Origin of the sequence: Rhodococcus rhodochrous, from assembly GCF_900187265.1 — a bacterium.
Classification (GTDB): domain Bacteria; phylum Actinomycetota; class Actinomycetes; order Mycobacteriales; family Mycobacteriaceae; genus Rhodococcus; species Rhodococcus rhodochrous.
The window spans coordinates 1,371,790-1,398,496 of the sequence record NZ_LT906450.1 but is presented as its reverse complement, the minus strand read 5'-3'; the positions used below and the strand labels follow the sequence as shown (position 1 = coordinate 1,398,496).

Below are 26,707 nucleotides of genomic sequence, written 5' to 3'. Positions count from 1 at the left end.
AGGGAATGCTAACCTTCGGCCCGCCGGTGGATTCACCGCGCGCAGGACCGTGGAAGGCAGGCGGAACGTATGGGGAAGGTGAAGGCGAGCAAGGTTGCGGGCCTGAAGCCGAAGAAGAAGTGCTGCCGCAAGAAGACGCGGTGCCTCAAATGCCCCGTCGTCGTCATGCGCATGAGGAAGGTCGAGAACGACGGCCTGAGCAAGAAGGAGCTGCGCAAGTATCTCGACAAGGCACGCGCCGCCTGACCACAAGGCGCGCGCCGCCCGACCTTCAGCGCTGCAGATGTTCGCGTAGGTCCGGGATCCACGCACGATCGGCGGGGACGAGATCGACCTTCCCGAGTTCGTCCGCGTCGACCCACCGCAACGCCGCATGGTCCAGCGGCTCGGGATCACCCGAGACGAGTTCGACCCTGTAGGCACACAACTCGCGACCTCCGGCCAGCGGCACCGCGACCCCCAGCCGCTCCGCACCGCGTACCTCGACACCGAGTTCTTCCCGCAACTCCCGCACGAGCGCCGCTTCCACGCTCTCCCCCGGTTCCGCCTTGCCGCCGGGCAACTCCCACAGGCCCGCGAGGTCGACGGGTCGCGTGCGCTGGGCGAGCAGCACGCGTCCGTCCCTGATGACGGCGCCGGCCACGACGTGCCCGTCGGGCGCCGGTGTACTCGCAGACGATGTGCTTGCAGACATGACCTGCATCGTCCCAGAATGAGTCATGTCCCAGCTGCTGACGGACGGAGAGATCGACGCCGCGCTGGCCGAGCTGCCGCACTGGCACCGCGCGGGACAGTCCCTGGTCCGCACCATCGAAGCGCCCACCTTCCCCGACGCGATCGCGCTCGTCGATCGGGTGGCCGTCGTCGCCGAGGAGGCGAATCACCATCCGGACATCGACATCAGGTGGCGGAAGGTGACCTTCGCATTGAGTACGCATTCCGCCGGTGGCATCACGGAGTCGGATCCGGCTCTTGCGCGTCGGATCGACGAGGAGGCACGGCGCTCGGGCCTGTAGTCGCCGGCTCGTCCCGTCTCCCGCGCCGCCGACCCGCAAGGATCACGACGACGTAGACGGCCAGGACGCCGACCACGTTGACGGCACCGAGCCAGGCGAGCGGGGCGGGACGTTCGACGTCCCAGATCGAGTTCTGCGCCGTGCTCAGCACCCACGGAACGCCGATCAGCGTGACCGCGGCCCAGCACGCGGCGACGATGCGAGCCCCGAGGGACCGCGCCAACGGGCCGTAGACCAGCCACAGCAGCAACGGGACCACCCACACCCAGTGGTGGACCCACGAGATGGGCGAGACGAGCAGACCGAACAGCTGGACGATCAACAGCGTGCCGAGGCGATCCTGTGTTCCGTCGGGCAGCGGTCCCAGCGACCGCCACGCCGCGAAAGCCAGGACCGCGCAGACGACGACGCCGCACAGCCACGCCGGGCCGAGCCCGACGTCCTCACCCGCGAGACGACCGAGCGCTCCGCGCAGCGACTGGTTCCACACCGAGACGACCGGCCCGATCCGATCCGCGTCGCCGAAGAGGGAACCGAAGTAGGTGGCGGCCTGGGATCCGAGCACGAGCAGGCTCACCAGGACTGTTCCCACGAAGACCACCGCCGAGAAGGCCGCCTCCCGCCAGCGCCGTTGCGCGAGGAAGTACAGGCCGGTGATGGCGGGGGTGAGCTTGATGCCGGCGAGCACGCCGACGAGCCCACCCGACAGCCACCATCGGGAACTGCGGGCCGCGAGCATCACGCCGAGGACGAGGAAGACGTTGATCTGGCCGTAGTCGAGGGTCGTACGTACCGGCTCGGTCCAGATTCCCGCAGCCGTCCACAGCATCGCGACACCGATCCACGACCTGCTCCGCGCCCTCGCACCCACGACGAGTTCGAGGGAGATCGACACGACGGCGAACAGCGCCGCGACCGTGAGCAGCTGCCAGGCCACCCCCAGGACCGGAAACGGGATCAGGTGCAGGGGCAGGAAGACGAGCGCGGCGAAAGGTGGATAGGTGAACGGCAGGGGGAAATCGGGGGTGTCCTCCGAATAGGTGAACCCGTAGAGGTCGCCCTGCAGCAGAGCGGCGGATCCGTCGACGTAGACGTGCAGGTCGACGAGGTTCATCCCGTTGGGAGTGATGAATCCCCAGGCCACGCGGACGACGACGGACAGCACCAGTAACGCCGCGCACCACCACATCCGGTGCGAAGGAAACCCTCGTGGCACTGCGGTGCGGCCTCTCCCGTCGAACGTCCGTCCGGTGAACCGGACCCGGCGAAGGAGATTACCGTTCCGATAGGCATGCAAACGAACCGGAGTTCACTCCCGTAACGATTTCATCTACAGTCACAATCTTCTCAGGTCGGACGCGTTATGTTCGACAGGATCCGAGGGACGGAACACCCCGTGGTTAGAATCCCGAACCAGCGATGGGCGCGCCGTTCCGAAACGGCAGGCTTGTCCCGTGTGCGGGGGGTCCATAGAGTGTCCCCTCGAGCCGTCAGCATGCGGTCGTTCGTCCCGAACGTCCGAATGCTTCAACGACAAGGATGGGGAACAGTGCTTCGTACTCGAGGAATGCGACGGGCGCTCACGCTGTGCGCACTCGCCGCCACCGCGGGATTGGCCGTGCCTACGCAGGCCGTCGCGCAACCGGCGCCACCCGTGCTGCCGGATCTGGCAGGGCTCGTCGAACTGCCCCAGTTCGAGATTCCCGCCGATCTCTCCGTCGAGTCGTTGACCGACCTGCTCGCCGGGGTCCGGGCGAACCCCGAAGAGGTCGAGGCACTGGCTTCCCTCGCGCCCGCGATCATCGGTGCGGCTGCGGGCCCCGCCGACGTCGCCGACGCGGCCGACGGCAAGAACGACCTGCTCGCGCAGGCCAAGGAACTGCTCGAGAACTCCGAGCTCCCCGAGTCGGCGAAGAGCACCCTCCAGCGGGTCATCACCTTCCTCGACGGCAGCGGCGGCGGCGGACCCGACCTCCCCGAGCCCGGTGCCGTGGTGATCTCGCAGTTCCTCTACCCGACGATCGGCAAGGGCTGCATCGGCGACAGCCAGGACTCCGTGGGCACCGCCCTCGCGGTCGCGGGTCCGTCCCACCTTCCCCCTCCCGGACCGGCCGCAGGCCAGACCGGCTTCGTCTTCACCGCGCTGGGCACCGCCCCCGCCGCCGGCGAGCAGCAGCAGCCGCTCACCCTGAGCTGGGTCAACGTCTCCAACGGACGCACGGGCACGCAGCCGCTCACCAACGACGCGAAGATCAACCCCGACGGCCCGACCACGCTGAGCACGATCGCCGATACCGGTTCGGGTCAGGTCCTGGCCGTGATCTCCGGTGGAATCACCACGCAGGACGAGGGCGCCGATCCGCGTTCGTGCACCTTCCTCCCCACCGTGGGTCTCGTCGCCGTTCCCTGATCACGTCGAACACAGCTCACTTCGAACGCAGCTCACTTCGAACGCAGCTCACTTCGAATGCATCGAAGGCCGCCGGGAGTCCTCCCGGCGGCCTTCGTCGTTCCTCCACCACCGTCGTTCCTCCACCACCACCGCCGTCTCTTCCCCCGTCACCGTCGGGCGTGATAGACCGGTGCATGGCCTTCCTCGCGTCGCGCATCCCGTCGAAGCAGCGTCGTCTGCGGCACGCGTCCGTGAATTCCCGCCGTTCGCTCCTCTCCCACCGCTCGATCCTGTCGATCGCCTCCGAGCGGTCGATCCTGTCGATCGGTTCCTCGTACTCGATCCTGTCGATCGGTAGCTGCGGGTCGATCCTGTCCGTCGGTTCGGTCGGGTCGTTCGGTTCGGCGTTGTCCTCACTGTCGTTCGCGAGTCTCGGTTCGGCGTTGTCCGGGCTGTCGCGCTGGTCGCTGCTGGCGTGGCGCGGCGATCATGCCGCACCCGACGAGCATCCGCCGCTCTCGATCACCGTCGACGAATCCGAGCCCGACAGGCACTGTCAGTCCTGATTCCGGGAGCCCGGTCGAACGACCGTTCAGCGGCCGGACGGCGGGAGGCCACTAGGGATCGACGGTCCTGCCGTGTTAGACACGATGTCAGCATCGTTCGTATTGCGCACAAATTGTCGTCGTAGGCCGCGTCACCCCCGGCCCCGGACCGAGGAGCCGCATGGCCGTAGAGACACCGCTCTCCACCAGGGAGGTTCCTGCCCCGCGCGGCATCGTGCCGGTCCTCGCGACCGTCGGTATCAGCGTCGCGCTCATGCAGACCCTGATCGTCCCGATCCTCCCCCGACTGCCGGTGCTCGTCGGCGCGACTCCCGAGAACACGTCCTGGGCCGTGACGGCGACCCTGCTCGCCGGCGCGGTGGTCACCCCGATCAGCGGTCGCCTCGGCGACATGTTCGGCAAACGCCGGATGCTGCTGACCTCGCTCTCACTGATGGTGCTCGGTTCGGCGGTCTGCGCGATCGCGGCGACCCTCGTCCCGCTCGTGGTCGGTCGGGCGCTGCAGGGCGCCGCGATGGGCGCCATCCCGCTCGGTATCGCGATCCTGCGCGACGAGTTGCCCTCCCGACGACTCCCGGGCGCCATGGCCACCATCAGTGCCACGATGGGTGTGGGCGGTGCGATCGGGTTGCCGGCCGCGGCCTTCGTCGCCCAGGCGACCGACTGGCACATGCTGTTCGTCGCGTCGCTGGTCCTCGGCCTCGTCGGTATCACCGCGATCCTGTTCGTCGTGCCCGAGTCGTCGCACCGCAATCCGGGACGATTCGACATCGCCGGGGCGCTGCTGCTCTCCGTCGCCCTCGTGTTGTTGCTCCTGCCGGTCACCAAGGGCAACGACTGGGGATGGACCGCCCCGGCCACGCTCGGGATGCTCGCGGGGGCAGTCGTGGTGTTCGTCGGCTGGGGCCTGTACGAGCTGCGGGTACCGCGACCTCTCGTGGACCTTCGGTTGTCGGCTCGCCGGCCGATCCTCATGACGAATCTCGCGTCGGTCGCGATCGGCTTCTCGATGTACTCGAACATCCTGGCGTTCCCGCAGCTGCTGATGGCACCGACGGAGACCGGCTACGGCTTCGGGCAGACGATGGTCACCGCCGGTATCGCGCTCGCCCCCGCGGGGCTCGTGATGATGGCGCTGTCCCCCGTGTCGGCGCGCATCACGACGCGGTTCGGCGCGCGCGTGACCCTCGGTTGCGGCACGGTGCTCGTAGGCCTCGGATACCTGATGGCGTACGTGCTGTACCAGGAGGTCTGGCACATCGTCGGCGCGTCGATGCTCATCGGCGCCGGTATAGGCCTCGCCTACGCCGCGATGCCCGCACTCATCATGGGTGCCGTGCCGCTACGCGAGTCCGCCGCGGCCAACAGCCTCAACACCCTGATGCGGTCCATCGGCACGACGAGTGCCGCAGCGGTGGTGGGCGTGATGCTGGCAGCGATGACCCAGCGCATCGGCGACTCCGTGGTGCCCGCCCTCGAAGGGTTCCGCGCCACCTTCCTGGTGGCGATGGGGGCGGCTGTGGTGGGGCTGGTCTTCACGATCCTCATCCCGCCGCCGGGCCGCTCCGTGCGACCCGTCGACGAGCCCCGGCCCGATCGCTAGCTGCCCAGCAGTCCCGGGTCGGAACTCGGTGCGCTGCCGGCGAGCGACCACTGGCCGTAGTCGGACGTGAGCACGTGGTTGATGTCGACGCCGATGCCGTCGATCCGGACCTCGCCCGGAATCTGGTGCAGGTTCGCCCGCGGATGCACGTAGCCCTTGGGCGTGCCCCAGTCGTGCTGCCAGTAGAAGGACCCGAGGGAGACCGCCGACGCCCAGTCGATCGTCGGCGAGTTGGCGTACACACCGAGATTTCCGGCGCCGACCACTTCCTGCCAGCCCAGCAGATACGGCACGACCTGGAGCGTGAACTGCTCGAAGGTCGGGTTGTCGTCGATCGAGGCGTAGATCGGCCGGTTCTCCGGGCCACCGGCCGCGTAGTGGAGGTCGAGGCCGCGCCGGGCGTGCTTCAGACCCGCCTCGTAACCACCGAGCCAATCGGCGGTCGCGGCCTTGCCGTACTGGTAGCACGAGACCACTTCGAGTCCGCTGTCGAGCAGCGCGTCCGCTTCCCGTCCGGTGAGCGGCTTGGCGCGCATCCACGCGGCATCGGGTCGCGCATCGGACACGTACCGGATGGCGCCGATATGGCCGGCGGCGCGGATCGACGACGGCGACGGCACGGCGGCCGAGTAGTCGATGATGGTCCCGAGCACCGGGCGTCCCTGGGCCAGGCCCGGTGCGCCGAGCGCAGAGATCAACGCGACGCCCGATCCGAGCGTCGCGTACCGCAACATGTCCCGCCGCGAAAGGCTCATCGCAACCTGTCCTTCGTATTGCCGTCTGTACGTCCGCCGTATTGCATCACAATCACAGGCGTCCCACCGGCCACACGGGGAATTCGACAGGTTGCGGCAGGCGATATCCGCGACGGCGCTACGCGGTCAGCGGCCGGACAGTTCGGCGAAGAAGGCCGGCACCAGGGAGACGTCCTCGACCGTCCGCACCGTGGAACGGACACCGAGACCGTGCTCTTTGAGCAGATCGCACAACCCGTCGCCGTCGACGAGATCGATCGGCGGGGCGCCGTGCCGGTGGGCTTCGGCGCGCGCGTCCTCGGTGAACGATCCGGTGGTGACGAGCAGACCCTTCTCGCCCCGCCCGACCATCGCGGCGCGGAACTCGCGGACCACGTCGGCACCCGCCTTCTCCGGTGCCCGCAGGAAACGGAAGAACACCGAGAAGCTCAGCAGCGACACGCGCAGGACACCGGTGCCCTCGACGTGACCGGCGCCCTCCGGGGCGTGGGATCCGCCCGGGGCCGGAATCGTCAGGGTGGTGAATCCGGCCGCGCGCAGCACCGCGGTGGCGAGGCGTTCGAAACCGTCCTCCGACAGGTCGGCGACGGCACCGAGGACGGGCTCGCGCCACAGTTCGGGATCCTCGGGGGCGGCTGCGAGCGGCACGACCTGGGCACCCTGCGAGACGTTCCGCACCATGCGCTTGCGACGCTTCTCGGCCGTGTACGCGACCTGCATGGGCTTGATCTCCGACTCACGCACGGCGCGGCCACGGTCGGTCACGCTCCACACACCGCGGCGGGTGTTCGACAGCAGACCCATGCCCTTGAGGTAGGTCCGGGCCCAGGCCAGCCGGTATTCGATCTCCGTTCCGGGGCCGTCACCGTGGAGTACCGCCTGTGCGGCCTCGGACAGTCCCGTCCGGGCGATCACGCCGGAATCGATCTCCTCGATGACACCGGATCCGCCGAGTTCGATCACCGCCTGCACGGTCGGCCAGAGAAGATCCGTGTACGGCGGCAACGTGGCCTCGCCACCTCCGGTGTTCCGGACGGAGTTTCCGATCGCGTTCCGGCGCTGCACACCTTCCCCTAACGTCGCGGCCGTGCGGCCGCACTATCGGTCCTGCACGTAGGCAACAACCCTATCCGATGCACGGCCGCTGTCCGTGGCTGCCGGATCGGGCGCGCCGAATCACGAACCGATCGCTCTCCCCGGTCCTACGATTTCCCCACGGAAGAATTTCGCCTCCACCGAAGCGAGTCGCCATGCAACGTCCGGCGCCTGTCGATCCGGCACACCATCCGCACCTCAGCGGCCTGTTCGCGCCTCAACGCGAGGAAGTGGACGTCCGTGATCTCGAGGTCCAGGGGGAACTCCCCGCCGATCTGCACGGAAGTTATCTCCGCAACGGACCCAATCCGCGCTTCGACCCGATCGGTCACTACGTCTACCCCATCGACGGCGACGGCATGGTCCACCGCGTGCAGATCGTCGAGGGCACCGCGCGCTACACGAACAGGTTCGTGCGGACCCCGCAGGTCGTCGCGGAGGAGAAGGCCGGTCGCGCGCTGTGGGCCGGCATCACCGATCCGTACTTCCCTCCCGAGGAAGAGGTCGGGCCGGAGCTGGCGAACACTATGCGCGAGCTGCCGGACATCAACATCGTCCGGCACGGCGGGCGGCTCATGGCGATGGCCGAGGCGGCGCCGCCGTACACCCTGGGTTCCGACCTCGAGACGCTCGGACGCGAGACCTTCGACGGAACCCTGCCGGTCGGTCTGACCGCGCACCCGAAGATCGATCCGCACACCGGCGAGATGGTCGCCTTCTGCTACATGCTCGACCCGCCGTACCTGACCTGGTCTGTGATCGCACCGGACGGGACGGTGACGCGCGCGCCCACCCCGATCGACGGCATGGACCGGCCGTTGATGATCCACGACATGGCGCTGACGCCGACCTACGTCGTCCTGGTCCTGGCCCCGCTGGTGTTCGATCTCTCGCAGATCTTCTCCGGCGGGTCGCCGCTCGACTGGAAGCCGGATCTCGGAGTGCGTGTCGCGCTCGTCCCCCGCGACGGCGGTGCGGTGCGGTGGTTCTCGACCGACACGTTCTGGATGTGGCACACCGCCAACGCCTTCGACCTGCCCGACGGCGACGTCGCGCTCGACTACGTCGAATGGTGTTATCCCGGCGGGTTGACCCGGCAGAGGGAACCGAACCGGTCCACCCTGAGCCGTGCGGTGATCGGACGGAACGGGATCACGCGGACCGTCCTGTGCGAGCGCGACATGGAGTTCCCGCGTATAGACGACCGGTCCACAACCCTCGGTCACCGCGTGGTGGCAACGATCGGCAAGAGCGGATCCTCGAATCTACCTCCGGGAGCGGCCGATTCGTTGTGCTGGTTCGACGTACAGGCGGGTACGGAATCGGTGTGGACGCACGAGAGCCTCGCTCCCGGCGAGCCGATCCTGATGCCGGGAGACGCGGCGGACCCCTGGGGCACCATCGCCACCGACCGCGAGGACATGTCGAGCTGGTTCCTGATCTTCCCCGCATCCGACCCGGCATCGGGCCCGATCGCGCGGGTCCGTCTGCCGATCCGTGTCCCGGCCGGTCTGCACGGCGCCTGGCTCCCGTCGGACTGAGCGTCGCTCCGGCTAGTTTGGGTGGATGGGTTTCACACGAGCCGAACTCGAGTCCTTCCGCGATGCGGTGATCCCCGATCTCGTCGCGCCCGGTTGCCGCCTGTTGTTCGTCGGCATCAACCCGGGACTGTGGACCGCGGCGACGGGAGCCCACTTCGCGCGGCCCGGAAACCGCTTCTACCCCGCCCTGTTCCGCGCCGGCATCGTCGACCGGCCGATCGACGCATCGGCCGGCATGAGCGACGCCGACCGCGATCACCTGCTCGAGCGGGGTGTCGGCATCACGAACCTGGCGCCGCGCGCGACGGCCCGCGCCGACGAACTCACCGACGAGGAATTGCGTGAGGGCGGACGCCACCTGGCGAATGTGGTGGCGGAGTTCCGCCCTCGTGCCGTGGCGGTCGCGGGCATCACCGCCTACCGCGCGGCCTTCGGTCGGCGCAAGGCGAAGGCCGGGCGGCAGGACGACACGATCGGCGACGTCCCGTTGTGGGTGGTGCCCAATCCGAGCGGGTTGAACGCCCACGAGACGGTGGAGTCGCTGGCGCGGGCCTACGCCGAACCGGCCCGGGCGGCCGGCATCCTGCCCTGAACTGCAGCCCGTCCGCCTACCGCTGGGCGCCGAACACCTTGTCGAGGAAGTGCGTGGCGCGGTAGCCGGGCGGTGTGCCCTGCACGAGGACCGCCCATCCCTCGGAGTTCTCGGTGCGGAGCGGGAGGATCGCCTGGTACTCCGGGGATTCGTACCAGGACCGGGCACGGTCGACGTCGGGGAATTCGATGATCACGACGTTCCCCTCGAAGGGTCCGTCCATCCCTACGGGATCGACGCCGTGGACGAGGAACCGCCCGTCGTACGGGGCGAGGGTGTCGTCGATGGCCCCGAGGTACCCGGCGATGTCGTCGTTGAGGTCGACGTTGCGGAGATGAGCTACTGCGTATGCGTTCATGGGGACCACCCTGCGCCTCGTCGTGCGCGGAATCGATTACCCGGGAAGTAATGGTGGCCGTTCCCCTCCGGCTCTACTGTCGGGTGCATGACCACGGTCGACACTCCCCACGCCGGAGCGCTGCTGCGGGCATGGCGCGAGCGGCGCGGCCTGAGCCAACTGTCCTTGGCCCACACCGCCGGTATCTCGTCGCGGCATCTGAGCTTCGTCGAGACCGGCCGGTCCCGTCCGTCGCGCGCGACCGTCCTGAGACTGAGCGACCGATTGGACATCCCGCTGCGCGAACGCAACACCATCCTGGTCGCGGCGGGACACGCGCCCGTCTACCCCGAGCATCGTCTCGGCGACCTGCCGATGGCGGCGATATCCGACGCGATCACGCGAATCCTGTCGTCGCATCGCCCCTTTCCCGCCCTCGTCGTCGACCGGCACTGGACGATGGTCGATTCCAACGACGCCGTCGGGGTGTTCGTCGAGGGGTGCGCTCCGGAACTGCTGGAGCCGCCTGTGAACGTACTGCGACTGACGTTGCACCCGCGGGGACTGGCGCCGCGCATCGTCGATCTCGGACAGTGGCGCGCTCATCTGCTCGACCGGTTGCAACATCAGATCGGTGCGACCGCCGACCCCGTCCTGCTGCGCCTGTACGACGAACTCGCCGGTTATCCCTGCGACGATCCGGTCGACGAGGTCGAACCGCATTCGCTGGTCGTGCCGATGCGGTTGCGGACCGAGGCCGGCGAGTTGTCGTTCTTCAGCACGACCACCCTCTTCGGGACCCCGCTCGACGTGACGGTTTCGGAACTGGCGATCGAGGCGTTCTATCCCGCCGACGATGCGACGGCCCGGGCGCTGAGCGGTTCGTGATCGCCGAATCGGCCGATCACGAACGGTTTCCGCGCTAACGTGGAGGTGCGCTTCTGCCGAGCGGATCATGCGGAGGACACCGACATGAGCCCTGCGAAATGGTGGGTTCTCGACCAGCGGGAGTCCGGCTTCGCCCTCGAACACCGCCCCAGCGGCGACCTCGTACTGATGAACACCGCGACGTCGGAAGAACACGTCCTGCACGGCTACGTGTGGAAGCACTGTCCGCACTTCGGCCTGCAGATCCAGAGCGAGGGCCCGCCCCCGTACGGGCCGTGGGTGGAGAACCCCGAGGAGTGAGTTTCCCTCAGGGGATCATCCGTAGCGGCGTGTGCTCGCCGGTGGCGGTGTCGATCAGCACCGCGCGATCGAGTGTCGCTTCGATCGGCAGCACGTCGTAGACGACCGCACCGAGACGGTCGAGTTCCTCGCGCCGGGTTCGAGGGCTCAGCGAACAGTGCGGGGTCCAGCGCCCCGGGACGTAGTAGCGGTGCAGGTCCGCTCCTGTCGTCTCCACGACACGCACGACGCGGTCCTGCCGCTGCACGAGTTCGGACGACGGGGCGGGCACGAGCGACGCCCGGCCGCGCCGGAACAGTCCGAGCGTGTCGATGTAGACCGGGACCGGTCCCCCGTCGGGTATGTCCTCGAGAGCCGAGACGACGGCGGCCCGGTCGTAGGTCCGCAGCACCGCGTACGACAGGTGCGGCACGTGCTTGCGGTGCGTGTGGGTGAGCAGGGTCGGGATACCGCTCTCCTCGAGCCGGCCCCACAGGCGCCGGATCGCGCGGTCGGTCTCGGTGTCGAACAGGAGACAGACCGCCAGCGCCATCAGTTGAGTGTGGCGTGCCAGACGAGCGCGGCGGCGAGGGCACCGGCGCCGTTGAGCGACCAGTGCAGCGCGATGGGCGCGAGGATGCTGCCGCTGCGGCGACGCAGCCACGTGAACACGAAGCCCGCCGCAGCGGTCGCGATCACGGCGCCGACGATGCCGGCGACCTGTGCGAGCAGCCCGGCGCCGAGAAAGGCGCTGAGGCCGGCGTTACCCGCTGTGAGACCGAACGACGAGGCGACGTGCCACAGGCCGAACAGCAGGGATCCCGCGGCGAAGACCCCGCGTGCGCCCCACACCCGCTCGAGGGTTCCGTGGAGTACGCCGCGGAAGGCGAGTTCTTCGGGGATGACGGTCTGGAGCGGGATGATGATCATCGAGGCGACGAGGGCACCGGAGATCGTGGCGTAGCGCTCGGAGAGGAAGAACTGCCTGGTGAACGGCAGGGCGATACCGATTGCGACCACCGTCAGGACGAGGCCGACGGCCGCTACCGAATAGAGCGTCCCCCTCTTCCAGTGCCGTGGGGAGAGACCGAGTTCCGACCAGCGCATGCCGCGTCGGCGCATCATCGCGACCAGCACGCACGCTGCGATCGGCACGGTCGCGATCGACGCCCACGCCGTGGTGAAGTGGGCGATCAGGTTGGTGGTGACGAGCACCGCGATCACGACGGCGACATCGATCCAGGCGTGGAAACGGGGAAGCCAGGCCAGCGACGGCAGGCGTCCGGTCTCGGGCGAGGGCAACCGTTCGATTTCTACGGTCACGTGCGATCCCTCCGGAAACTCTCGAACATCCGGTCAAGTGTACGGTTCGGGGCCTGCCGGCCGCCGTGACGGCGAACACTCCGGCCTCGACTTCTTTTCGGGATTTCCGGTTGTCGGCGACATAAACACGCCGCCGAAAGTTGCGAGATGCAGGTCACATTCAGCCTGCAGGTCGAGTCCGTCACATGCCCCGTTGTCAAGGCCTTGCGTCGGCGCCGCTAACGTGTACGGCGATCATCAGCCCTCTTCCAGGAGAAACAATGGCCGACTTCCTCTACGAGGACCTGCTGCCGATCGGGGAAGACCCCACCGAGTATCGGTTGCTGACCACCGAGGGGGTGTCCACCGTCGAAGGACCCGACGGCCGCACCTTCCTGAAGGTGGAGCCCGAGGCCCTGCGCCTGCTCACCGAGACCGCGCTGCACGACATCTCCCACTACCTGCGCACGGATCACCTGAAGCAGCTCGCGAGCATCCTCGACGATCCCGAGGCGTCGAACAACGACAAGTTCGTTGCACTCGACCTCCTGAAGAACGCGAACATCGCCGCCGGCGGCGTGCTGCCCATGTGCCAGGACACCGGCACCGCCATCGTCATGGGCAAGCGCGGCCAGCAGGTGCTCACCCCGGGCGACGACGAGGAGTCCATCGCGCGGGGTGTGTACGACGCGTACACGAAGCTGAACCTGCGGTACTCGCAGAACGCCCCGCTGACGATGTGGGACGAGAAGAACACGGGCAACAACCTGCCGGCGCAGATCGAGCTGTACGCGGACACCGCGAAGGGCCACGAGAACGCCTACAAGTTCCTGTTCATGGCCAAGGGCGGCGGATCGGCCAACAAGTCGTACCTGTACCAGGAGACGAAGGCCATCCTGAACCCGGACTCGATGATGCAGTTCCTCGAGGCCAAGATCCGCTCGCTCGGCACCGCGGCGTGCCCGCCCTACCACCTCGCGATCGTCGTCGGCGGCACCTCCGCCGAGTTCGCGCTCAAGACGGCCAAGTACGCCTCGGCGCACTACCTCGACGAGCTGCCCACCGAGGGCGCCATGACGGGCCGCGGCTTCCGCGATCTCGAACTCGAGAAGAAGGTCTTCGAGCTCACCCAGAAGATCGGCATCGGCGCGCAGTTCGGCGGCAAGTACTTCTGCCACGACGTCCGCGTCGTCCGCCTGCCGCGCCACGGCGCGTCGCTGCCCGTCGCGATCGCCGTCTCCTGCTCGGCCGACCGCCAGGCCAAGGCCAAGATCACCCCCGAGGGTGTCTTCCTCGAGCAGCTCGAATTCAACCCCGGACAGTTCCTGCCCGAGGTCACCGACAGCCAGCTCGACGCCGAGACGTCGGGCGTCTCGGGCACCGGCAAGGGTGCCGCGGTCAAGATCGACCTCACCCGGCCGATGCCGGAGATCCTCGCCGAGCTGTCCAAGCACCCGGTCAAGACGCGCCTGTCGCTCACCGGTCCGCTGGTCGTCGCGCGCGACATCGCGCACGCGAAGATCAAGGAGCGCCTCGACCGCGGCGAGGAGATGCCGCAGTACCTGAAGGATCACCCGGTCTACTACGCCGGTCCCGCGAAGACCCCCGAGGGTCTCGCGTCGGGCTCGTTCGGCCCGACGACGGCCGGTCGCATGGACTCCTACGTCGACCAGTTCCAGGCCGCCGGCGGCTCGATGGTGATGCTCGCAAAGGGCAACCGCTCCAAGCAGGTCACCGACGCATGCTACAAGTACGGCGGCTTCTACCTCGGTTCGATCGGCGGCCCGGCCGCGCGCCTGGCGCTCGACTGCATCAAGAACGTCGAGGTCGTCGAGTACGAAGAGCTCGGCATGGAAGCGGTCTGGAAGATCGAGGTCGAGGACTTCCCCGCCTTCATCGTCGTCGACGACAAGGGCAACGACTTCTTCGCGCACACCGGCGAGGTCACGCTCACGGTCGGCAAGCGCCCCGGTCTGTAGACCCGGCTCGCTGTAGACGCACTACCCCGAACGGCCCGGCAGGATTCCTGCCGGGCCGTTCGTGATGTCAGCTCCGGGGTGCCACTCCGGCCGGTTGCCGGATCGTGGCGTTGACCCGGTTCCACATGTTGATCGTCGCGATCTGCATGACCAGCGCGGCCAGTTGCTTCTCGTCGTAGATGTCGGCCGCGGCGTCCCACACCTCGTCGGAGACGGACTCGGGTCGGTCGGCGATCCGCGTGACGGCCTCGGTGAGCGCGAGTGCGGCGCGCTCGGCCTCGGTGAACCGTCGCGATTCGCGCCAGGCCGCGACCGCCGTGAGCCGCTCGATGCTCTCCCCGTCGTCCAGTGCTTCACGCGTGTGCATCTCCACGCAGAAGCTGCACCCGTTGATCTGGCTGGCCCGCAGGTGCACCAGGTGGACCGTGCGGGCCGGGAGCCCGGTGCTCTCGTAGGTCCGGCCCGCGGCCTGCAACGCGTCGAGGGTGCCGGGCAGCACCATCACGGGATTGTTCATTCGTGCTTCCATCGTCTGCTCCTGTCACATCGGTTCTTCGGGATCCGTCACTTCCTTGACGGATCCCGACGGAAGAATGTGACGACGATGGACGAGGAATTTCTGGCGAGGGAGTTCGACGCACACCGCGAGCGCTTGCGCGCGGTCGGTTTCCGGATGCTGGGGTCGGCTGCGGAGGCGGACGATGCGGTGCAGGAGACGTGGTTGAAGGTTGCCCGCGCCGACACCGACGCCGTGGACAATCTCGGCGGCTGGCTCACCACCGTGATGAGCCGCGTGTGTCTCGACATGCTGCGCGCACGTTCGGCGCGTCACGAGATCGTCGTCGGCGAACCCGTCGAACCGCCTCGACGGAACGACAGCTCCGAGGCGCCGGAAGACGAGGCGGTGCTTGCGGATTCGATCGGTATCGCGATGATGGTGGTCCTCGACGCGCTCGGTCCCGCCGAACGTCTCGCCTTCGTGCTGCACGACATGTTCGGCATGCCGTTCGACGAGATCGCGCCCGTCGTGGGCCGATCCGCTGCCGCGACGCGTCAGCTCGCCAGTCGTGCGCGGCGGCGCGTGCGCGGTGCACGTACGGCGTCGGCGGGTGCCGGGGATCCGCGTCGGGTGGTCGACGCCTTCCTCGTCGCGGCCCGCGAGGGTCGTTTCGAGGATCTGCTCGCGGTGCTCGATCCCGACGTGGTGCTCCGCGCCGACACCATGGCGGCAGCGAACGCCGAGACGGGCCGGCTGCACGGTGGCCCCGCACTCGAGCCGGAACTGCGCGGCGCCGACGCGGTGGCACACGCCTTCCACGGCCGCGCACGCGGCGCGGTGCCCGCGACGATCGACGGTGTGCCCGGGGCGGCGTGGGCGCCGGGCGGGATCGTGCGGTCGGTGTTCCGCTTCACCGTCGAGGACGGTCGCATCGTGGCGCTCGAGGTGATCGCGGATCCCGAGGCGATCACCACGCTCGACACGGCTCTGCTCTGACGCCCGCTCCGATACGGGTCGAGCCCGGCGGGAGTGATCCCACCGGGCTCGAACCGTCGTGTGCTCGTCAGGCAGCGCAGGTATGCGTCCGCGCGAGCACCGCGGGCGACTGCACGACCACCTGCTGCAGGAAGTCGAGGACGATGCCCGGTGCCGGTTCGGCGCCGGGTGCGAGTACCGAGCACAGTGCGCGGTACTGGTCGTCGCTCATCACGGGCGCGATACGGAAGTGCGTAGTCATCGCGAGCGTGAAGTCGATCCCGAAGTCGCGGGCGCGGACCTGCAGCTGTGGGCCGTGCTCTCCTGCGATCAGGCAGACCTCGAAGACGGCCCGTCCGGCGGTGTGCTCGAACGATGCGGCCGGAACGTTGTTGCGGACCATCTGCCGGTAGAGAGGCCGCAGTCCGCCGAGCACGACCGGCGGAAGCGTCACTGCTCGAGGACGGTCGGCGGTGAACATGTGATCACTCCTTCAACCCTGCGACCCCATCCGGGTCGCCCACTTTTTCTGGAATAAATCCAATAACTGGAACTATTCCAGAATAACGTTCAAGACGCAACCACCTCGTTGGCCGATCATCCAACCGGCGCACCCGCGGCGAACCGAACTCTGTAGCGCTTGCACCTCCCCCGCCGCACGCCCACCGGACAGTATCGAATGCACCGACGAAAGGAGGGTCCGTGCAGCTCACAACGGCCCGGTTCGATGCGATGCCCGAGGACGAGGCCATCGCACTGTTGCTCGATTGCTGCTCGAGCCGGACATGGGCGCACTCCGTCGTCGCGGCGCGCCCGTTCGGTTCACGCACCGTGCTGCTCACCACCGCCGCTGCCGCGGCCGAGAACCTCGACGGTGACGACCTCGCCGACGCTCTCGCCGGCCACCCGCGCATCGGCGAACGCAGCGAACACGCTGCTTCCCGTCGCGAGCAGTCCGCCGTCGCCACGGCCGACGCCGACATCCTCGACCGGCTCGCCGCCGGCAACCGCGAATACGAGGAACGGTTCGGGCACGTCTACCTCGTCCGCGCCGCCGGCCGCACGGCGCCGGAACTGCTGGAGATCCTCGAACGTCGCCTCGGCAACGACCCGGAGAGCGAGAAGGCCGAGATGCGTGCGGCGCTCGCCGAGATCACCCGGCTCCGCCTCGAGCGGATCGTCATCGAGACCGCAGGGAGCCGCGCATGAACACCCTGAGTACCCACGTCCTCGACGCGACGGCCGGTGCACCCGCGGTGGGGTTGCACGTCACCCTCACCGACACGCACGGAACCTCGCTGGGCGCCGGCGTCACCGACGACGACGGCCGCCTCACCGGTTTCACCGATCCATTGCCCGAGGGCACCTACCACCTGACCTTCGCCACCGGCGACTGGTTCTCGCGCCGCGAAGTCGCGTCCTTCTATCCGGAGGTGACCGTCACCTTCCGCATCCCGAAAGGCAGCAGCCACTTCCACGTGCCGCTCCTCCTGTCGCCCTATTCGTATTCCACCTACCGCGGGAGCTGACCACCATGACCGAACTGACCGGCAAGATCGTCCTCGGACCGCACCGCTACGGCAAGGCCGAGAACCGGGTGGTGCGCATCGTGCGTGACACCGACCGGCACGAGATCCGCGACCTGAACGTCTCGTCCTGCCTGCACGGCGATTTCGACGCCGCGCATCTCGAGGGTGATCAGGGCACGGTGCTGCCCACCGACAGTCAGAAGCAGACCATCTACTCCTACGCCAAGGAGAAGGGCGTCGAGTTCATCGAGGAGTACGGTCTCGCGCTCGCGCGGCATTTCGTCGACGACGTCGAACCCGTCCGCTCCGCGCGCATCGAGATCGAGGAGTACGCCTGGGAGCGGGTCGTCGTCGACGGTGCCGAGCACGACCACACCTGGACGCGCAAGGGATCCGAGGTCCGCACCGCCGCGATCACCGTCGAGGGCACCGGGACCGACCGACGCGAATGGGTGGTCGGCGGTCTGAAGGATCTCGTCGTCCTCAAGTCCACCGGCTCGGAGTTCCAGGGCTTCCTCACCGACCCGTACACGGTTCTCGAACCGGCGGAGGATCGCATCATGGCGACGAGTCTCCAGGCGCGCTGGCGGTTCGCGTCGACCGACGTGGACTGGGACACCGTGTACGCGGGCGTGCGCGCCGCCCTCCTCGAGGTGTTCGCGAACCTCCATTCGAAGGCCCTGCAGCAGAGCCTGTACGAGATCGGCCGCGCCGTGCTCGAGCGGTACCCATCGATCGCCGAGATCCGCCTGTCCGCACCGAACAAGCACCACTTCCTCTACGACCTGGCACGTTTCGGAGTCGAGAACGCCGGTGAGGTCTTCCACGCCGACGACCGGCCCTACGGACTCATCCAAGCGAGCGTGCTGCGCGAGGACGCCCCCGATGCCGGCATCGCCTGGGAGCCCTACACCGGCATCATGTGACCGCTCACGCGGCGCGGCAACGGATGTCGCTCACGCGGCCACGACGGATGTCGCTCACGCGAGCGCGGGTTCCAAGGAACGCAGCGCGAGATACAGGTCGAAGCGGTCACCGGTGCGCGCGAGGGAACGCCCGGTGAGCGCTTCGACCCGTCCGATGCGGTAGCGGACCGTGTTCAGGTGCACGTGCAGTCGATCGGCCGTGCGCCGCCACGATCCGTCGCAGTCGAGGAATGCCTCGAGGGTCGCGAGCAGACCCGCATCGGTGCGCCGGTCGTGTTCGACGACATCCCCGAGCAGCCGGTCGGCGTAGGCACGCCGCAGTTCGTCGGGCAGGGTCGACAACAGGTCGAGCGCCGAATCGAGTTCGGCGCGTCGCACCGACACCGGACCCGGATCATTGTGTGCTGCAGCGCATGCCGACGATGCCGCGCGGACCGCGCCCGCCGGGTCGTCGTCGGAACTCTGCCCGCCGACACCGACGAACATCCGGTCGCCGCGCAACGCCGGCGCGAGACGCCCGAGGCGTCGGCTCAACAGCCGTGCCACATCGACGTCGCTGCCGATCGCCGGGGCGACCACCCTGTTCGCCGCGTCGATCGACGTGACCGCTCCGTCCAGGACGTCCTCGACGAGACCGCGCAGGACGTCCGACGAGATCCGGCCCTCGGCCTCGGCCACCACCGCGACCCGCGAGTCCGCAGCGCGCACGGTCGGGGTCCGGTCGGTGATCTCCCATGCCACCCGGCGCCGTTCGTCGCGCCGGATCCGATCGAGAGCGACCACCGCGGCGAGCTCGGAGAACGCCTCGACGCACTCCGGTCCGCTCTCGTCGTGCCGGATCACCAGGAACCACGCGTCGATCCGGTCCGTCAGTCCGCGTCCCACCGGCAGGACGGTGAGGTCGCCCGCGAGCCGCAGTGGAAAGCGGTCGGCGGTCAGCGCGGCTGCGGTGATCCGGTCGAGTTCGGTCTCGTCGAGCTCGGCGCCTCCCGCGACGGTCACTCCCGTGGAGGTGATCAGCGCCGATTCCACCCCGAGCTGCTGCGCGAGTCCGTCGAGCAGCTCCCCCACACTCCGACCGTCGGCGACGGCGGCGAGCCATTGCCGCTGCCGCGCCAGTCCCGTCTGCAGACGATCCATCCGGGCCCCGGCCATCTGCCCGGTCATGTACTCGATGACCCGGCTGAACGGCATCTCGTCGGGCACGACCAGCAGCGGCATGCGGTGTCGTGCACACGCCTCGACCACGTCGTCGGGTACGCGGCCGTGCAGGGCCTCGCCGGCGGCCATCGCCGTCACCCCCGCTCGGACGAGCCGTTTGACGAACAGGTCGGAGTCCTCGGCGGAGCGCCGCCACACCAGGCCGGTGAACACGAGCGAGCCTGCGCTGACGTAGCGCGTGGGGTCGGGCATGTCGGTGGTGCACGCGCGCAGCACGGGACGGCTCAGGGCCTCCGCGTCGCCGTGCAGTACACCGATTCCGAGCCCCGGCGCCTCCACCACATCTCGAAGAAGCACGATGTTCACCTCCTGGTGACGGTCTTGGACGATCGCACAGTACGAGCCGCGGATTTCCGAGGTGTTTCGTGCGTGCTGCCGCAGAGGTACATCTGTTCGGCGCAGTTGACTGAAGACTCCCGACGATCCGAGGAGTCGACTATGCACGCGCATCCCACCACCCGGCCGCTCGTCATCCGCGGCGCACACGTGGTGAGCATGGACGCCGCTCGCGCCGAACACCGCGACGGTTATGTCGTCGTCTCCGGCAACCGGATCGTCGCGGTCGGGTCGGGCGAACCGACCGGCTACGACGACGCGCAGGTCGTCGACGGCACCGGTTGCGTGCTCACTCCCGGGCTGATCAACACCCACCACCACCTGTACCAATGGATCACGCGTGGGCTCGCCGCCGACCACACGCTGTTCGAATGGCTCACCACCCTCTATCCCGTCTGGGGTGGCATCGACGCCGACGCCGTGCACGTCGCCGCCAAGGGCGCGCTCGCGCATCTGGTGCGCACCGGCTGCACGACCAGCACCGACCACCACTACGTCGTCCCCCGCGAGGGCGGTGACGTCTTCGGCGCGGAGATCGCCGCGGCCGCCGAGGTCGGGATCCGATTCCATCCCTGCCGCGGATCGATGGACCTCGGTGCGAGCGCCGGGGGCCTGCCGCCCGATCACATCGTCGAGGACATCGACGCGATCCTCGAAGGCAGCCGCGAGGCCGTCGACCGCTGGCACGATCCGTCCTTCGACTCGATGCTGCGGGTCGCGCTCGCGCCGTGCTCACCGTTCTCGGTGACCGGAGAGCTGCTGAAACAGTCCGCGCTGCTCGCCCGCGATCTCGGGGTGCGGATGCACACCCATCTCGCCGAGACCCTCGACGAGGAGGACTTCTGCCTCGAGAAGTTCGGATGCAAGCCCGTGCAGTACATGGAGTCGCTGGGCTGGACCGGTCCCGACGTCTGGTACGCGCACGCCGTGCACCTCGACGACCGCGACATCGGTGTGCTCGCCGCGTCCGGTACGGGTGCGGCCCACTGCCCCACCTCGAACGCCCGGCTCGGTGCCGGCATCGCCCGCGCCGCCGACCTCTACGCCGCGGGCGTGCCGCTCGGCCTCGGCGTCGACGGCGCCGCGAGCAACGAGTCGTGCTGCATGCTCGAAGAGGCCCATCACGCCGCACTGTTCGCGCGTGCCCGCAGCGGCCCCCGCGCCATGACGGTGCGGCAGAGCCTCGAACTCGCCACCATCGGCGGTGCCCGGGTCCTCGGCCGCGAGAACGAGATCGGATCGATCGAACCCGGCAAGCTCGCCGATCTGGCGTTGTGGCGGATCGACGGCCTCGCCCACTCCGGCATCGCCGACCCGGTCGCGGCACTCGTCCTCGGCAGCACACCTCCTCTCGAACTGCTGTTGATCGACGGTCGTGAGGTGGTCGTCCGCGACGAGGTCCGCACCGTCGACGAGGACGTCGTGGCACGGCAGGTCGCGGCGGAACACGCCGCGCTGGTCGCCAAGGCGGGGTGAACGCAATGGATCTGCACAGCATCACCGCCTACGACATCGCCCGTGACCGCGCCGACCTGGCCTTCGAGGACGGCGCGGCCCCGCTCGGTGGCGGCACCTGGCTGTTCTCCGAACCGCAACCGCATCTGCACCGGCTCGTGGATCTGTCCGGTCTCGACTGGCCCGCGGTGACCCGGCATCCCGACGCCCTGGAGATCGCCGCGACCTGCACGGTCGAACGGTTGGCCGCGCTCTCGGACGAAGCGGAACATCCTGCGGCACCGCTGTTCCGGCAGTGCTCCGAGGCACTGCTGGCGTCGTGGAAGATCTGGAAGCGCGCCACGGTCGGCGGCAACATCTGCCTGTCCTTCCCCGCCGGCGCCATGATCTCGCTGGCGACCGCGCTCGACGCCGACGCGGTGATCTGGACGACCGACGGCGGCGAACGGCGCATCCCGGTGGCCGACTTCGTTCTCGGAGTCGCCTCCAACGCCCTCGCACCCGGCGAGATCCTGCGGAGCATCCGGATCCCGTTGCATGCTCTGAACTCCCGCACTGCCTTCCGCAAGATCGCCCTGTCTCCGCTGGGGCGTTCGGGAGCCGTCGTGATCGGCCGCCGCGACGACGACGGCGGTGTCACGCTGTCGATCACCGCGTCGACGGTGCGCCCCTACCTCCTGCGGTTCACGGAAGTCCCGTCGACGCAGGAATTGTCCGACGCACTGGCCCGTCTCGTCCCGGCGACGAGCTACTACACCGATGCGCACGGCGCCGCCGACTGGCGACGTGCCGTCACCGCGGTTCTCGCCGAAGAGATCCGCACCGAACTGTCGAACACGGAGGTTCAGCCGTGAAACTCACCGTCAACGGCCGCGAACGCGACGTCGACCCCCGGCCCGGACAGTGCCTGCGCACCCTGCTGCGCGAGACCGAACACTTCGAGGTCAAGAAGGGCTGCGACGCCGGCGACTGCGGTGCGTGCTCGGTCCTGCTCGACGGCGAACCCGTCCACTCCTGTGTGGTCCCGGCCGTGCGGGTCGAGGGCCGGGAGGTCACCACAGTCGCCGGACTGGGCACCCCCGACGACCTGCATCCCGTTCAGCAGCAGTTCGCCGACGCCGCCGGTTTCCAGTGCGGCTTCTGCACGGCCGGCATGATCGTCACCGCGTCCACCTTCGGCGACGAGGATCTCGACGACCTGCCGAAACGCTTGAAGGGCAACCTGTGCCGGTGCACCGGCTACCGCTCGATCGAGGACGCCCTGCGGTCGCGCACCAACGTCGAACAGGTCGACGGTCCGTCGTGCGGCCGCTCGCAGCGCGCGCCCGCCGCGACGCGCGTCGTCACCGGCACCGAGCCGTACACCCTCGACACCACCGTCGAGGGCCTGCTGCACATCGCCGTCCTCGGCAGCCCGCACACCCACGCGCGGATCGTCTCCGTCGATGCCTCGGCCGCCGAGGCGCTTCCCGGTGTCCACGCGGTGCTGTACCACCGCGACGCCCCCGCCACCGCCTATTCGACGGCCCGTCACGAGAACCGCAACGACGATCCCGACGACACTTATCTGTTCGACCGGATCGTGCGCTTCCGGGGCCAGCGGGTCGCCGCGGTGGTCGCCGAGAGCCCGGCGATCGCGCACCGGGCGCTCGCGTCGATCCACGTCGAGTACGAGGAGTTGCCGTTCGTCCTCGATCCCGACGAGGCCCGGCAGCCGGGGGCTCCTCTGCTGCACGCCGACAAGTCCGCCGACGCGCGCATCGCCGACCCCGGACGCAACGTCGTCGCCGAGATCCACGGCAGCAGCGGCGACGTCGACGCGGCGGTCGCCTCCGCAACAGCGGTGGTGCAGGGACGCTGGCAGACCCACCGCGTCCAGCACACCCATCTCGAAACACACGGGGCCATCGGACATCTCGACGAGACCGGGCGGCTCGTCATCCGCAGTTCCACACAGGTTCCGTTCCTGGTGCGCGACGAGCTGTGCCACATCTTCGGACTCGACCGGGACCGGGTGCGTGTGCACACGGCCCGGGTGGGCGGTGGCTTCGGCGCCAAGCAGGAGATGCTGATTGAGGACGTCGTCGCGGCAGCGGTCCTGAGGACGGGGCGCCCGGTGCAGTGGGAGTTCACCCGCTCCGACCAGCTCACCGTTGCCCCGTGCCGGCATCCCATGCGGGTCGACGTCACCCTCGCCGCCGACGCCGACGGAACCCTCACCGCCCTCGCGATCGACGTGCTGGCCGACGCGGGCGCCTACGGCAACCACAGCCCCGGGGTGATGTTCCACGGCTGCACCGAGTCGATCGCGGTGTACCGGTGCCCGAACAAGCGCGTCGACGCCGAATCCGTGTACACGAACAACCGGCCGTCGGGTGCCTTCCGCGGCTACGGTCTCGGCCAGGTGATCTTCGCCGTGGAGTCGGCCATGGACGAACTCGCCGGCAAGCTCGGCATCGACCCGTACGAGTTCCGGCGCCGCAACATCATCGTGCCGGGAGAGCCGCTGGTCGCGGCGCATCCCGAGGGCGCCGACCTGACGTACGGCAGCTACGGACTCGACCAGTGCCTCGATCTTGCCGAACGGGCGATGGCGCGCACGGGCGGCCGGCCCGCGCCGACCGGTGACCACTGGCGGATCGGCGAGGGTATGGCGCTGGCCATGATCGCCACCAACCCGCCCAACGGGCACATCTCCGAGACGTCGATCGAACTTCTGCCCGACGGCCGGTATCTCGCCCGGGTGGGCACGGCGGAGTTCGGCAACGGCACCACCACCGTCCACACCCAGATCGCGGCCACCGCGCTCGGCACCACCCCCGACCGGATCGTCGTCCACCAGTCCGACACCGATGTCACCACCCACGACACCGGCGCCTTCGGTTCGTCGGGCACGGTCGTCGCATCGAAGGCCCTTTTGGCGGCCTCCCACGAACTGCGACGGGGGATGGCGAAGGCCGCCGCGGAGCTGACCGGCACCGACCCGGAGAAGGCCGAACTGCAGGCCGACGGCGTGCGGTGCGGCGATCGCCTCGTCACCCCCGGTGAGCTGCTGGAGGTCGCGGGTGGCCGGTTGCGCGCCGAGGGCCGGCACGGCGGGCTGCCGCGGTCGCTGTCGTTCAACGTGCAGGCCTTCCGCGTCGCCGTCGACACCCGCACCGGTGAGGTGCGGATCCTCCGCTCGATCCAGGCCGCCGATGCGGGCACCGTCCTCAACCCCGAGCAGTGCCGTGGGCAGATCGAAGGCGGCGCGGCGCAGGCGCTCGGTGCGTCGATGTACGAGGAGATCATCACCGACGACGCTGGTCGTGTGACGACGGATGTGCTGCGCAACTACCACATTCCGCAGTTCGCGGACGTCCCTCGCACCGAGGTCTACTTCGCCGACACCTACGACGAACTCGGGCCGATGGGCGCGAAGTCGATGAGCGAGGCCCCGTTCAACCCGGTCGCCCCGGCGTTGGCGAACGCCGTGCGCAACGCCATCGGGGTGCGGCCGCACGAACTGCCCCTGTCCCGCGACCGCATCTGGCGCCTCATGCAGTGAGACCGACCCGTCGAGACCGGTGTTGTGTGCGATTTCCGGCCGGATTTCGCACACAACACCGGTTTCGTCCGTTGTACGGCAGGTACGCAACGCAGCCGTAACACGAAGTTGATGCAGCGGGGTCGATTCGACCCATCACCCTGTGTAAAGTACTGAACCACATCGGGAATCGAACCGATGATGTCCGTCCGGCCCAGGGCCGGTGAACGATCCGGAGCTCCCCTCCGGAGGAGGACTCTCCGGTGACGGGCGCGAGGGCCGTCGCAGACGAAGCACCCCACGTCCCGGAGGTTTCCATGCGATGTTCCCCGATGCCCAGTCCCGTCCACGTCCTTGTCGTGACTGTCGTCCCTGCCGGCCGGCGCGCCCACTGCTGACATGTGCGGCACGATCTCGTCCGCCCTCACGCTGGTAGGACGATTCGATCCGGTAGCCATGACGCACTTCGTCGCCGCCCGCGCCGATCTGCTGCAGGTACGTGCCACCGTCGTCGTGGCGACCCGGCATCGCATCGAACTGCACACCGAGGGCGAACCCGACCTCGTCGACGCCCTCGAAACGGCCTGCGCTCTCGCCCCCGACACCAACGTCGTCCTCGATCTCACTTCGACCGAGAGGAACCCGACCCCATGACCGTCTGGACTCCCGTCGCCCTCGCCCGCGACATCGAGCCCGGCACCGCGACCGGCACCACCGTCGACGGGGACTCCGTCGCGCTGTGGCGCGGCACCGACGGCACCGTGCACGCGTGGGCCGACCGTTGCCCGCACCGCGGCATGCGTCTGTCCTTCGGATTCGTCCGCGAGAACCGTCTCGTCTGCCTCTACCACGGTTGGCAGTTCGACGGCGCCGGCGCGTGCAGGCACGTCCCCGCCCACCCGCGGATGGAACCACCGAAAACCGTGAAACCGCAGCAGTATCGGGCCATCGAGAGCGCCGGCCTCGTATGGGTGGCACCCACCGATGCCGGCGGCACACCCGACGTTCCCGGCACGGCGATCACCCCGGTGCGATCGGTATGGATCGACGGCGATCGGGACACCGCCCTCTCCCTCCTGGGCCTCGAGGGCACCGGTGCCCTCGTCACCGGCGCCCTTGACGGCACCGACGTGATCGCCGGCATCCAGACGATCGACGCGCACACCACCGCCGTGCATGTCGTCGCCGCCGGCATCGTTCCGGCCGAAACAGTGAACGCCCTCGTCCACCGGCTGCACGAACTCCGCGACTCCGTGTCGTCCGTTCGGGAGGCGGTGGCCTCGTGAACATCCCCGTGCTGCACGACTTCCCGCTCGACCCGCGGTGCTACTCGGTGCGACTGGCGCTGGCGCTGCTCGGTGTCGACCATCGGGTGCAACCGGTCGACGTGTTCCCCGGTGGCGCCCACCTCGAATCGCCCTACCGCGAGCTCACCCCCACCGGCGAACTTCCGGTGTTCGAGACCGGAACGACGACGCTCGTCGGATCGGTCGACGTCCTCGTCCACCTCGCCGACGGAACCGCATGGGCCGCACCGTCCGACGATTGGATCGACTTCGCGACCGGACCGCTCGAGCAGTTCTACTCCTGCCGCGAACAGTCGCTGTACACGACGGATCCCGTCGACGTCACGGCCGCTCGCGCGGCGGTGCAGTCACTCGACGACCTGCTCGCCTCCCGCACGACGAACGAAGCGTGGGTGGCCGCCGACCTGCCGACCGTCGCCGACATCGCCCTGTTCCCCGCCGCTGCCCTGAGCCGGGACATCGGGATCGACCACGACCGCTACCCGGCCCTGCGCAGCTGGATCCGGCGCATCAAGCAGCTTCCCGACTTCGTGGAGATGCCCGGAATCCCCGTCTTCCCCTGATCTCTCCGACTGCCCACATTCCGAA

At 68.7% G+C, this 26,707-nt stretch carries 30 protein-coding genes; 20 read left to right on the top strand and 10 right to left on the bottom strand.

Going from position 1 to position 26,707, the window contains the following annotated elements; all coding sequences use genetic code 11:
- Positions 1–69 precede the first annotated feature (69 nt).
- Positions 70–246, top strand: coding sequence for a hypothetical protein (locus CKW34_RS24445; protein WP_095092009.1), 177 nt, complete (start codon positions 70–72; stop codon positions 244–246).
- 25 nt (positions 247–271) lie between these two features.
- On the opposite strand, the gene CKW34_RS06505 is transcribed toward CKW34_RS24445, so the two are convergent.
- Positions 272–694 (bottom strand): (deoxy)nucleoside triphosphate pyrophosphohydrolase, encoded by a 423-nt coding sequence (locus CKW34_RS06505; RefSeq protein ID WP_059383068.1) that lies wholly within the window; start codon positions 692–694, stop codon positions 272–274.
- A gap of 25 nt (positions 695–719) precedes the next feature.
- Between CKW34_RS06505 and CKW34_RS06500 the strand changes: the two genes are divergently transcribed.
- On the top strand, positions 720–1,016 hold the full coding sequence (locus CKW34_RS06500) for a 4a-hydroxytetrahydrobiopterin dehydratase (protein ID WP_006550586.1): 297 nt from the start codon (positions 720–722) through the stop codon (positions 1,014–1,016).
- Here the strand turns inward: CKW34_RS06500 and CKW34_RS06495 are convergent.
- On the bottom strand, positions 952–2,205 hold the full coding sequence (locus tag CKW34_RS06495) for a mannosyltransferase (RefSeq protein ID WP_059383000.1): 1,254 nt from the start codon (positions 2,203–2,205) through the stop codon (positions 952–954). The two genes, CKW34_RS06500 and CKW34_RS06495, sit on opposite strands and share 65 nt — an antisense overlap.
- A gap of 378 nt (positions 2,206–2,583) precedes the next feature.
- On the opposite strand from CKW34_RS06495, the gene CKW34_RS06490 reads away from it, so the two are divergent.
- The 3 genes from CKW34_RS06490 (at position 2,584) to CKW34_RS06480 (ending at position 5,577) form a co-directional block, all read left to right on the top strand.
- Positions 2,584–3,426, top strand: coding sequence for an Rv1157c family protein (locus CKW34_RS06490; protein WP_059383001.1), 843 nt, complete (start codon positions 2,584–2,586; stop codon positions 3,424–3,426).
- Positions 3,427–3,602: 176 nt separating this feature from the next.
- Complete coding sequence (locus CKW34_RS06485) at positions 3,603–3,974, top strand: hypothetical protein (protein WP_174479641.1); 372 nt, start codon at positions 3,603–3,605, stop codon at positions 3,972–3,974.
- 160 nt (positions 3,975–4,134) lie between these two features.
- A complete protein-coding gene (locus tag CKW34_RS06480) occupies positions 4,135–5,577 on the top strand; it encodes an MFS transporter (RefSeq protein ID WP_059383002.1) in 1,443 nt (480 codons plus the stop codon).
- Here CKW34_RS06480 and CKW34_RS06475 read toward each other — a convergent pair.
- Positions 5,574–6,332, bottom strand: coding sequence for a DUF1906 domain-containing protein (locus CKW34_RS06475; RefSeq protein WP_059383003.1), 759 nt, complete (start codon positions 6,330–6,332; stop codon positions 5,574–5,576). The genes CKW34_RS06480 and CKW34_RS06475 overlap by 4 nt on opposite strands.
- A gap of 126 nt (positions 6,333–6,458) precedes the next feature.
- The gene (locus tag CKW34_RS06470) at positions 6,459–7,397 is read right to left on the bottom strand and encodes a restriction endonuclease (RefSeq protein ID WP_059383004.1); all 939 of its coding nucleotides are present in this window, start codon (positions 7,395–7,397) and stop codon (positions 6,459–6,461) included.
- Positions 7,398–7,582: 185 nt separating this feature from the next.
- Here CKW34_RS06470 and CKW34_RS06465 point away from each other — a divergent pair, with 185 nt between their 5' ends.
- Complete coding sequence (locus CKW34_RS06465; protein WP_059383005.1) at positions 7,583–8,968, top strand: carotenoid oxygenase family protein; 1,386 nt, start codon at positions 7,583–7,585, stop codon at positions 8,966–8,968.
- Positions 8,969–8,993: 25 nt separating this feature from the next.
- Positions 8,994–9,560 carry a G/U mismatch-specific DNA glycosylase gene (gene mug / locus CKW34_RS06460; RefSeq protein WP_059383006.1) on the top strand — a complete coding sequence of 189 codons (567 nt, stop codon included), beginning with the start codon at positions 8,994–8,996 and terminating at the stop codon, positions 9,558–9,560.
- 16 nt (positions 9,561–9,576) lie between these two features.
- Here mug and CKW34_RS06455 read toward each other — a convergent pair whose 3' ends face one another.
- Positions 9,577–9,918, bottom strand: a complete 342-nt coding sequence (locus CKW34_RS06455) for a DUF1330 domain-containing protein (RefSeq protein WP_059383007.1) — start codon at positions 9,916–9,918, stop codon at positions 9,577–9,579.
- Positions 9,919–10,005: 87 nt separating this feature from the next.
- On the opposite strand from CKW34_RS06455, the gene CKW34_RS06450 reads away from it, so the two are divergent.
- Positions 10,006–10,785 carry a helix-turn-helix domain-containing protein gene (locus CKW34_RS06450; protein WP_059383008.1) on the top strand — a complete coding sequence of 260 codons (780 nt, stop codon included), beginning with the start codon at positions 10,006–10,008 and terminating at the stop codon, positions 10,783–10,785.
- 84 nt (positions 10,786–10,869) lie between these two features.
- A complete protein-coding gene (locus tag CKW34_RS06445; protein WP_059383070.1) occupies positions 10,870–11,085 on the top strand; it encodes a hypothetical protein in 216 nt (71 codons plus the stop codon).
- 7 nt (positions 11,086–11,092) lie between these two features.
- Here CKW34_RS06445 and CKW34_RS06440 read toward each other — a convergent pair whose 3' ends face one another.
- On the bottom strand, positions 11,093–11,617 hold the full coding sequence (locus CKW34_RS06440; protein ID WP_059383009.1) for a 2'-5' RNA ligase family protein: 525 nt from the start codon (positions 11,615–11,617) through the stop codon (positions 11,093–11,095).
- Entirely contained in the window at positions 11,617–12,366 is a 750-nt protein-coding gene (locus tag CKW34_RS06435) for a CPBP family intramembrane glutamic endopeptidase (RefSeq protein ID WP_231921918.1), read from the bottom strand. Before CKW34_RS06435 ends, CKW34_RS06440 begins: the two co-directional genes overlap by 1 nt.
- 281 nt (positions 12,367–12,647) lie before the next feature.
- Between CKW34_RS06435 and CKW34_RS06430 the strand changes: the two genes are divergently transcribed.
- Positions 12,648–14,345 (top strand): fumarate hydratase, encoded by a 1,698-nt coding sequence (locus tag CKW34_RS06430; protein WP_059383011.1) that lies wholly within the window; start codon positions 12,648–12,650, stop codon positions 14,343–14,345.
- 67 nt (positions 14,346–14,412) lie between these two features.
- Here the strand turns inward: CKW34_RS06430 and CKW34_RS06425 are convergent, their stop codons facing one another.
- Positions 14,413–14,874: a carboxymuconolactone decarboxylase family protein gene (locus CKW34_RS06425; protein WP_059383012.1), complete on the bottom strand. Its 462-nt coding sequence runs from the start codon at positions 14,872–14,874 to the stop codon at positions 14,413–14,415.
- Positions 14,875–14,949: 75 nt separating this feature from the next.
- On the opposite strand from CKW34_RS06425, the gene CKW34_RS06420 reads away from it, so the two are divergent.
- A complete protein-coding gene (locus tag CKW34_RS06420; protein ID WP_059383013.1) occupies positions 14,950–15,840 on the top strand; it encodes a sigma-70 family RNA polymerase sigma factor in 891 nt (296 codons plus the stop codon).
- A 67-nt stretch (positions 15,841–15,907) separates the two neighbouring features.
- Here CKW34_RS06420 and CKW34_RS06415 read toward each other — a convergent pair whose 3' ends face one another.
- Positions 15,908–16,300, bottom strand: coding sequence for a hypothetical protein (locus CKW34_RS06415; protein WP_059383014.1), 393 nt, complete (start codon positions 16,298–16,300; stop codon positions 15,908–15,910).
- A gap of 221 nt (positions 16,301–16,521) precedes the next feature.
- Here CKW34_RS06415 and uraD point away from each other — a divergent pair, with 221 nt between their 5' ends.
- Genes uraD through pucL form a run of 3 tightly spaced genes read left to right on the top strand, consistent with a single transcriptional unit; the run spans position 16,522 to position 18,274 of the window.
- Complete coding sequence (gene uraD, locus CKW34_RS06410) at positions 16,522–17,028, top strand: 2-oxo-4-hydroxy-4-carboxy-5-ureidoimidazoline decarboxylase (protein ID WP_080968297.1); 507 nt, start codon at positions 16,522–16,524, stop codon at positions 17,026–17,028.
- Complete coding sequence (uraH, locus tag CKW34_RS06405) at positions 17,025–17,348, top strand: hydroxyisourate hydrolase (RefSeq protein WP_059383015.1); 324 nt, start codon at positions 17,025–17,027, stop codon at positions 17,346–17,348. The genes uraD and uraH overlap by 4 nt, the downstream gene beginning before the upstream one ends.
- 5 nt (positions 17,349–17,353) lie before the next feature.
- The gene (gene pucL / locus CKW34_RS06400; RefSeq protein ID WP_059383016.1) at positions 17,354–18,274 is read left to right on the top strand and encodes a factor-independent urate hydroxylase; all 921 of its coding nucleotides are present in this window, start codon (positions 17,354–17,356) and stop codon (positions 18,272–18,274) included.
- Positions 18,275–18,328: 54 nt separating this feature from the next.
- Here pucL and CKW34_RS06395 read toward each other — a convergent pair whose 3' ends face one another.
- Positions 18,329–19,792, bottom strand: a complete 1,464-nt coding sequence (locus CKW34_RS06395) for a PucR family transcriptional regulator (protein ID WP_231921810.1) — start codon at positions 19,790–19,792, stop codon at positions 18,329–18,331.
- A gap of 141 nt (positions 19,793–19,933) precedes the next feature.
- On the opposite strand from CKW34_RS06395, the gene CKW34_RS06390 reads away from it, so the two are divergent.
- The 6 genes from CKW34_RS06390 (at position 19,934) to CKW34_RS06365 (ending at position 26,682) form a co-directional block, all read left to right on the top strand.
- Positions 19,934–21,307, top strand: a complete 1,374-nt coding sequence (locus CKW34_RS06390) for an 8-oxoguanine deaminase (RefSeq protein ID WP_059383018.1) — start codon at positions 19,934–19,936, stop codon at positions 21,305–21,307.
- 5 nt (positions 21,308–21,312) lie between these two features.
- The gene (locus CKW34_RS06385) at positions 21,313–22,140 is read left to right on the top strand and encodes an FAD binding domain-containing protein (protein ID WP_059383019.1); all 828 of its coding nucleotides are present in this window, start codon (positions 21,313–21,315) and stop codon (positions 22,138–22,140) included.
- Complete coding sequence (locus tag CKW34_RS06380) at positions 22,137–24,833, top strand: molybdopterin-dependent oxidoreductase (RefSeq protein WP_059383020.1); 2,697 nt, start codon at positions 22,137–22,139, stop codon at positions 24,831–24,833. The genes CKW34_RS06385 and CKW34_RS06380 overlap by 4 nt, the downstream gene beginning before the upstream one ends.
- A 378-nt stretch (positions 24,834–25,211) precedes the next feature.
- A complete protein-coding gene (locus CKW34_RS06375; RefSeq protein WP_064059893.1) occupies positions 25,212–25,466 on the top strand; it encodes a hypothetical protein in 255 nt (84 codons plus the stop codon).
- The gene (locus tag CKW34_RS06370) at positions 25,463–26,098 is read left to right on the top strand and encodes a Rieske (2Fe-2S) protein (RefSeq protein WP_059383022.1); all 636 of its coding nucleotides are present in this window, start codon (positions 25,463–25,465) and stop codon (positions 26,096–26,098) included. Before CKW34_RS06375 ends, CKW34_RS06370 begins: the two co-directional genes overlap by 4 nt.
- A complete protein-coding gene (locus CKW34_RS06365; protein ID WP_059383023.1) occupies positions 26,095–26,682 on the top strand; it encodes a glutathione S-transferase family protein in 588 nt (195 codons plus the stop codon). Before CKW34_RS06370 ends, CKW34_RS06365 begins: the two co-directional genes overlap by 4 nt.
- Positions 26,683–26,707 lie beyond the last annotated feature (25 nt).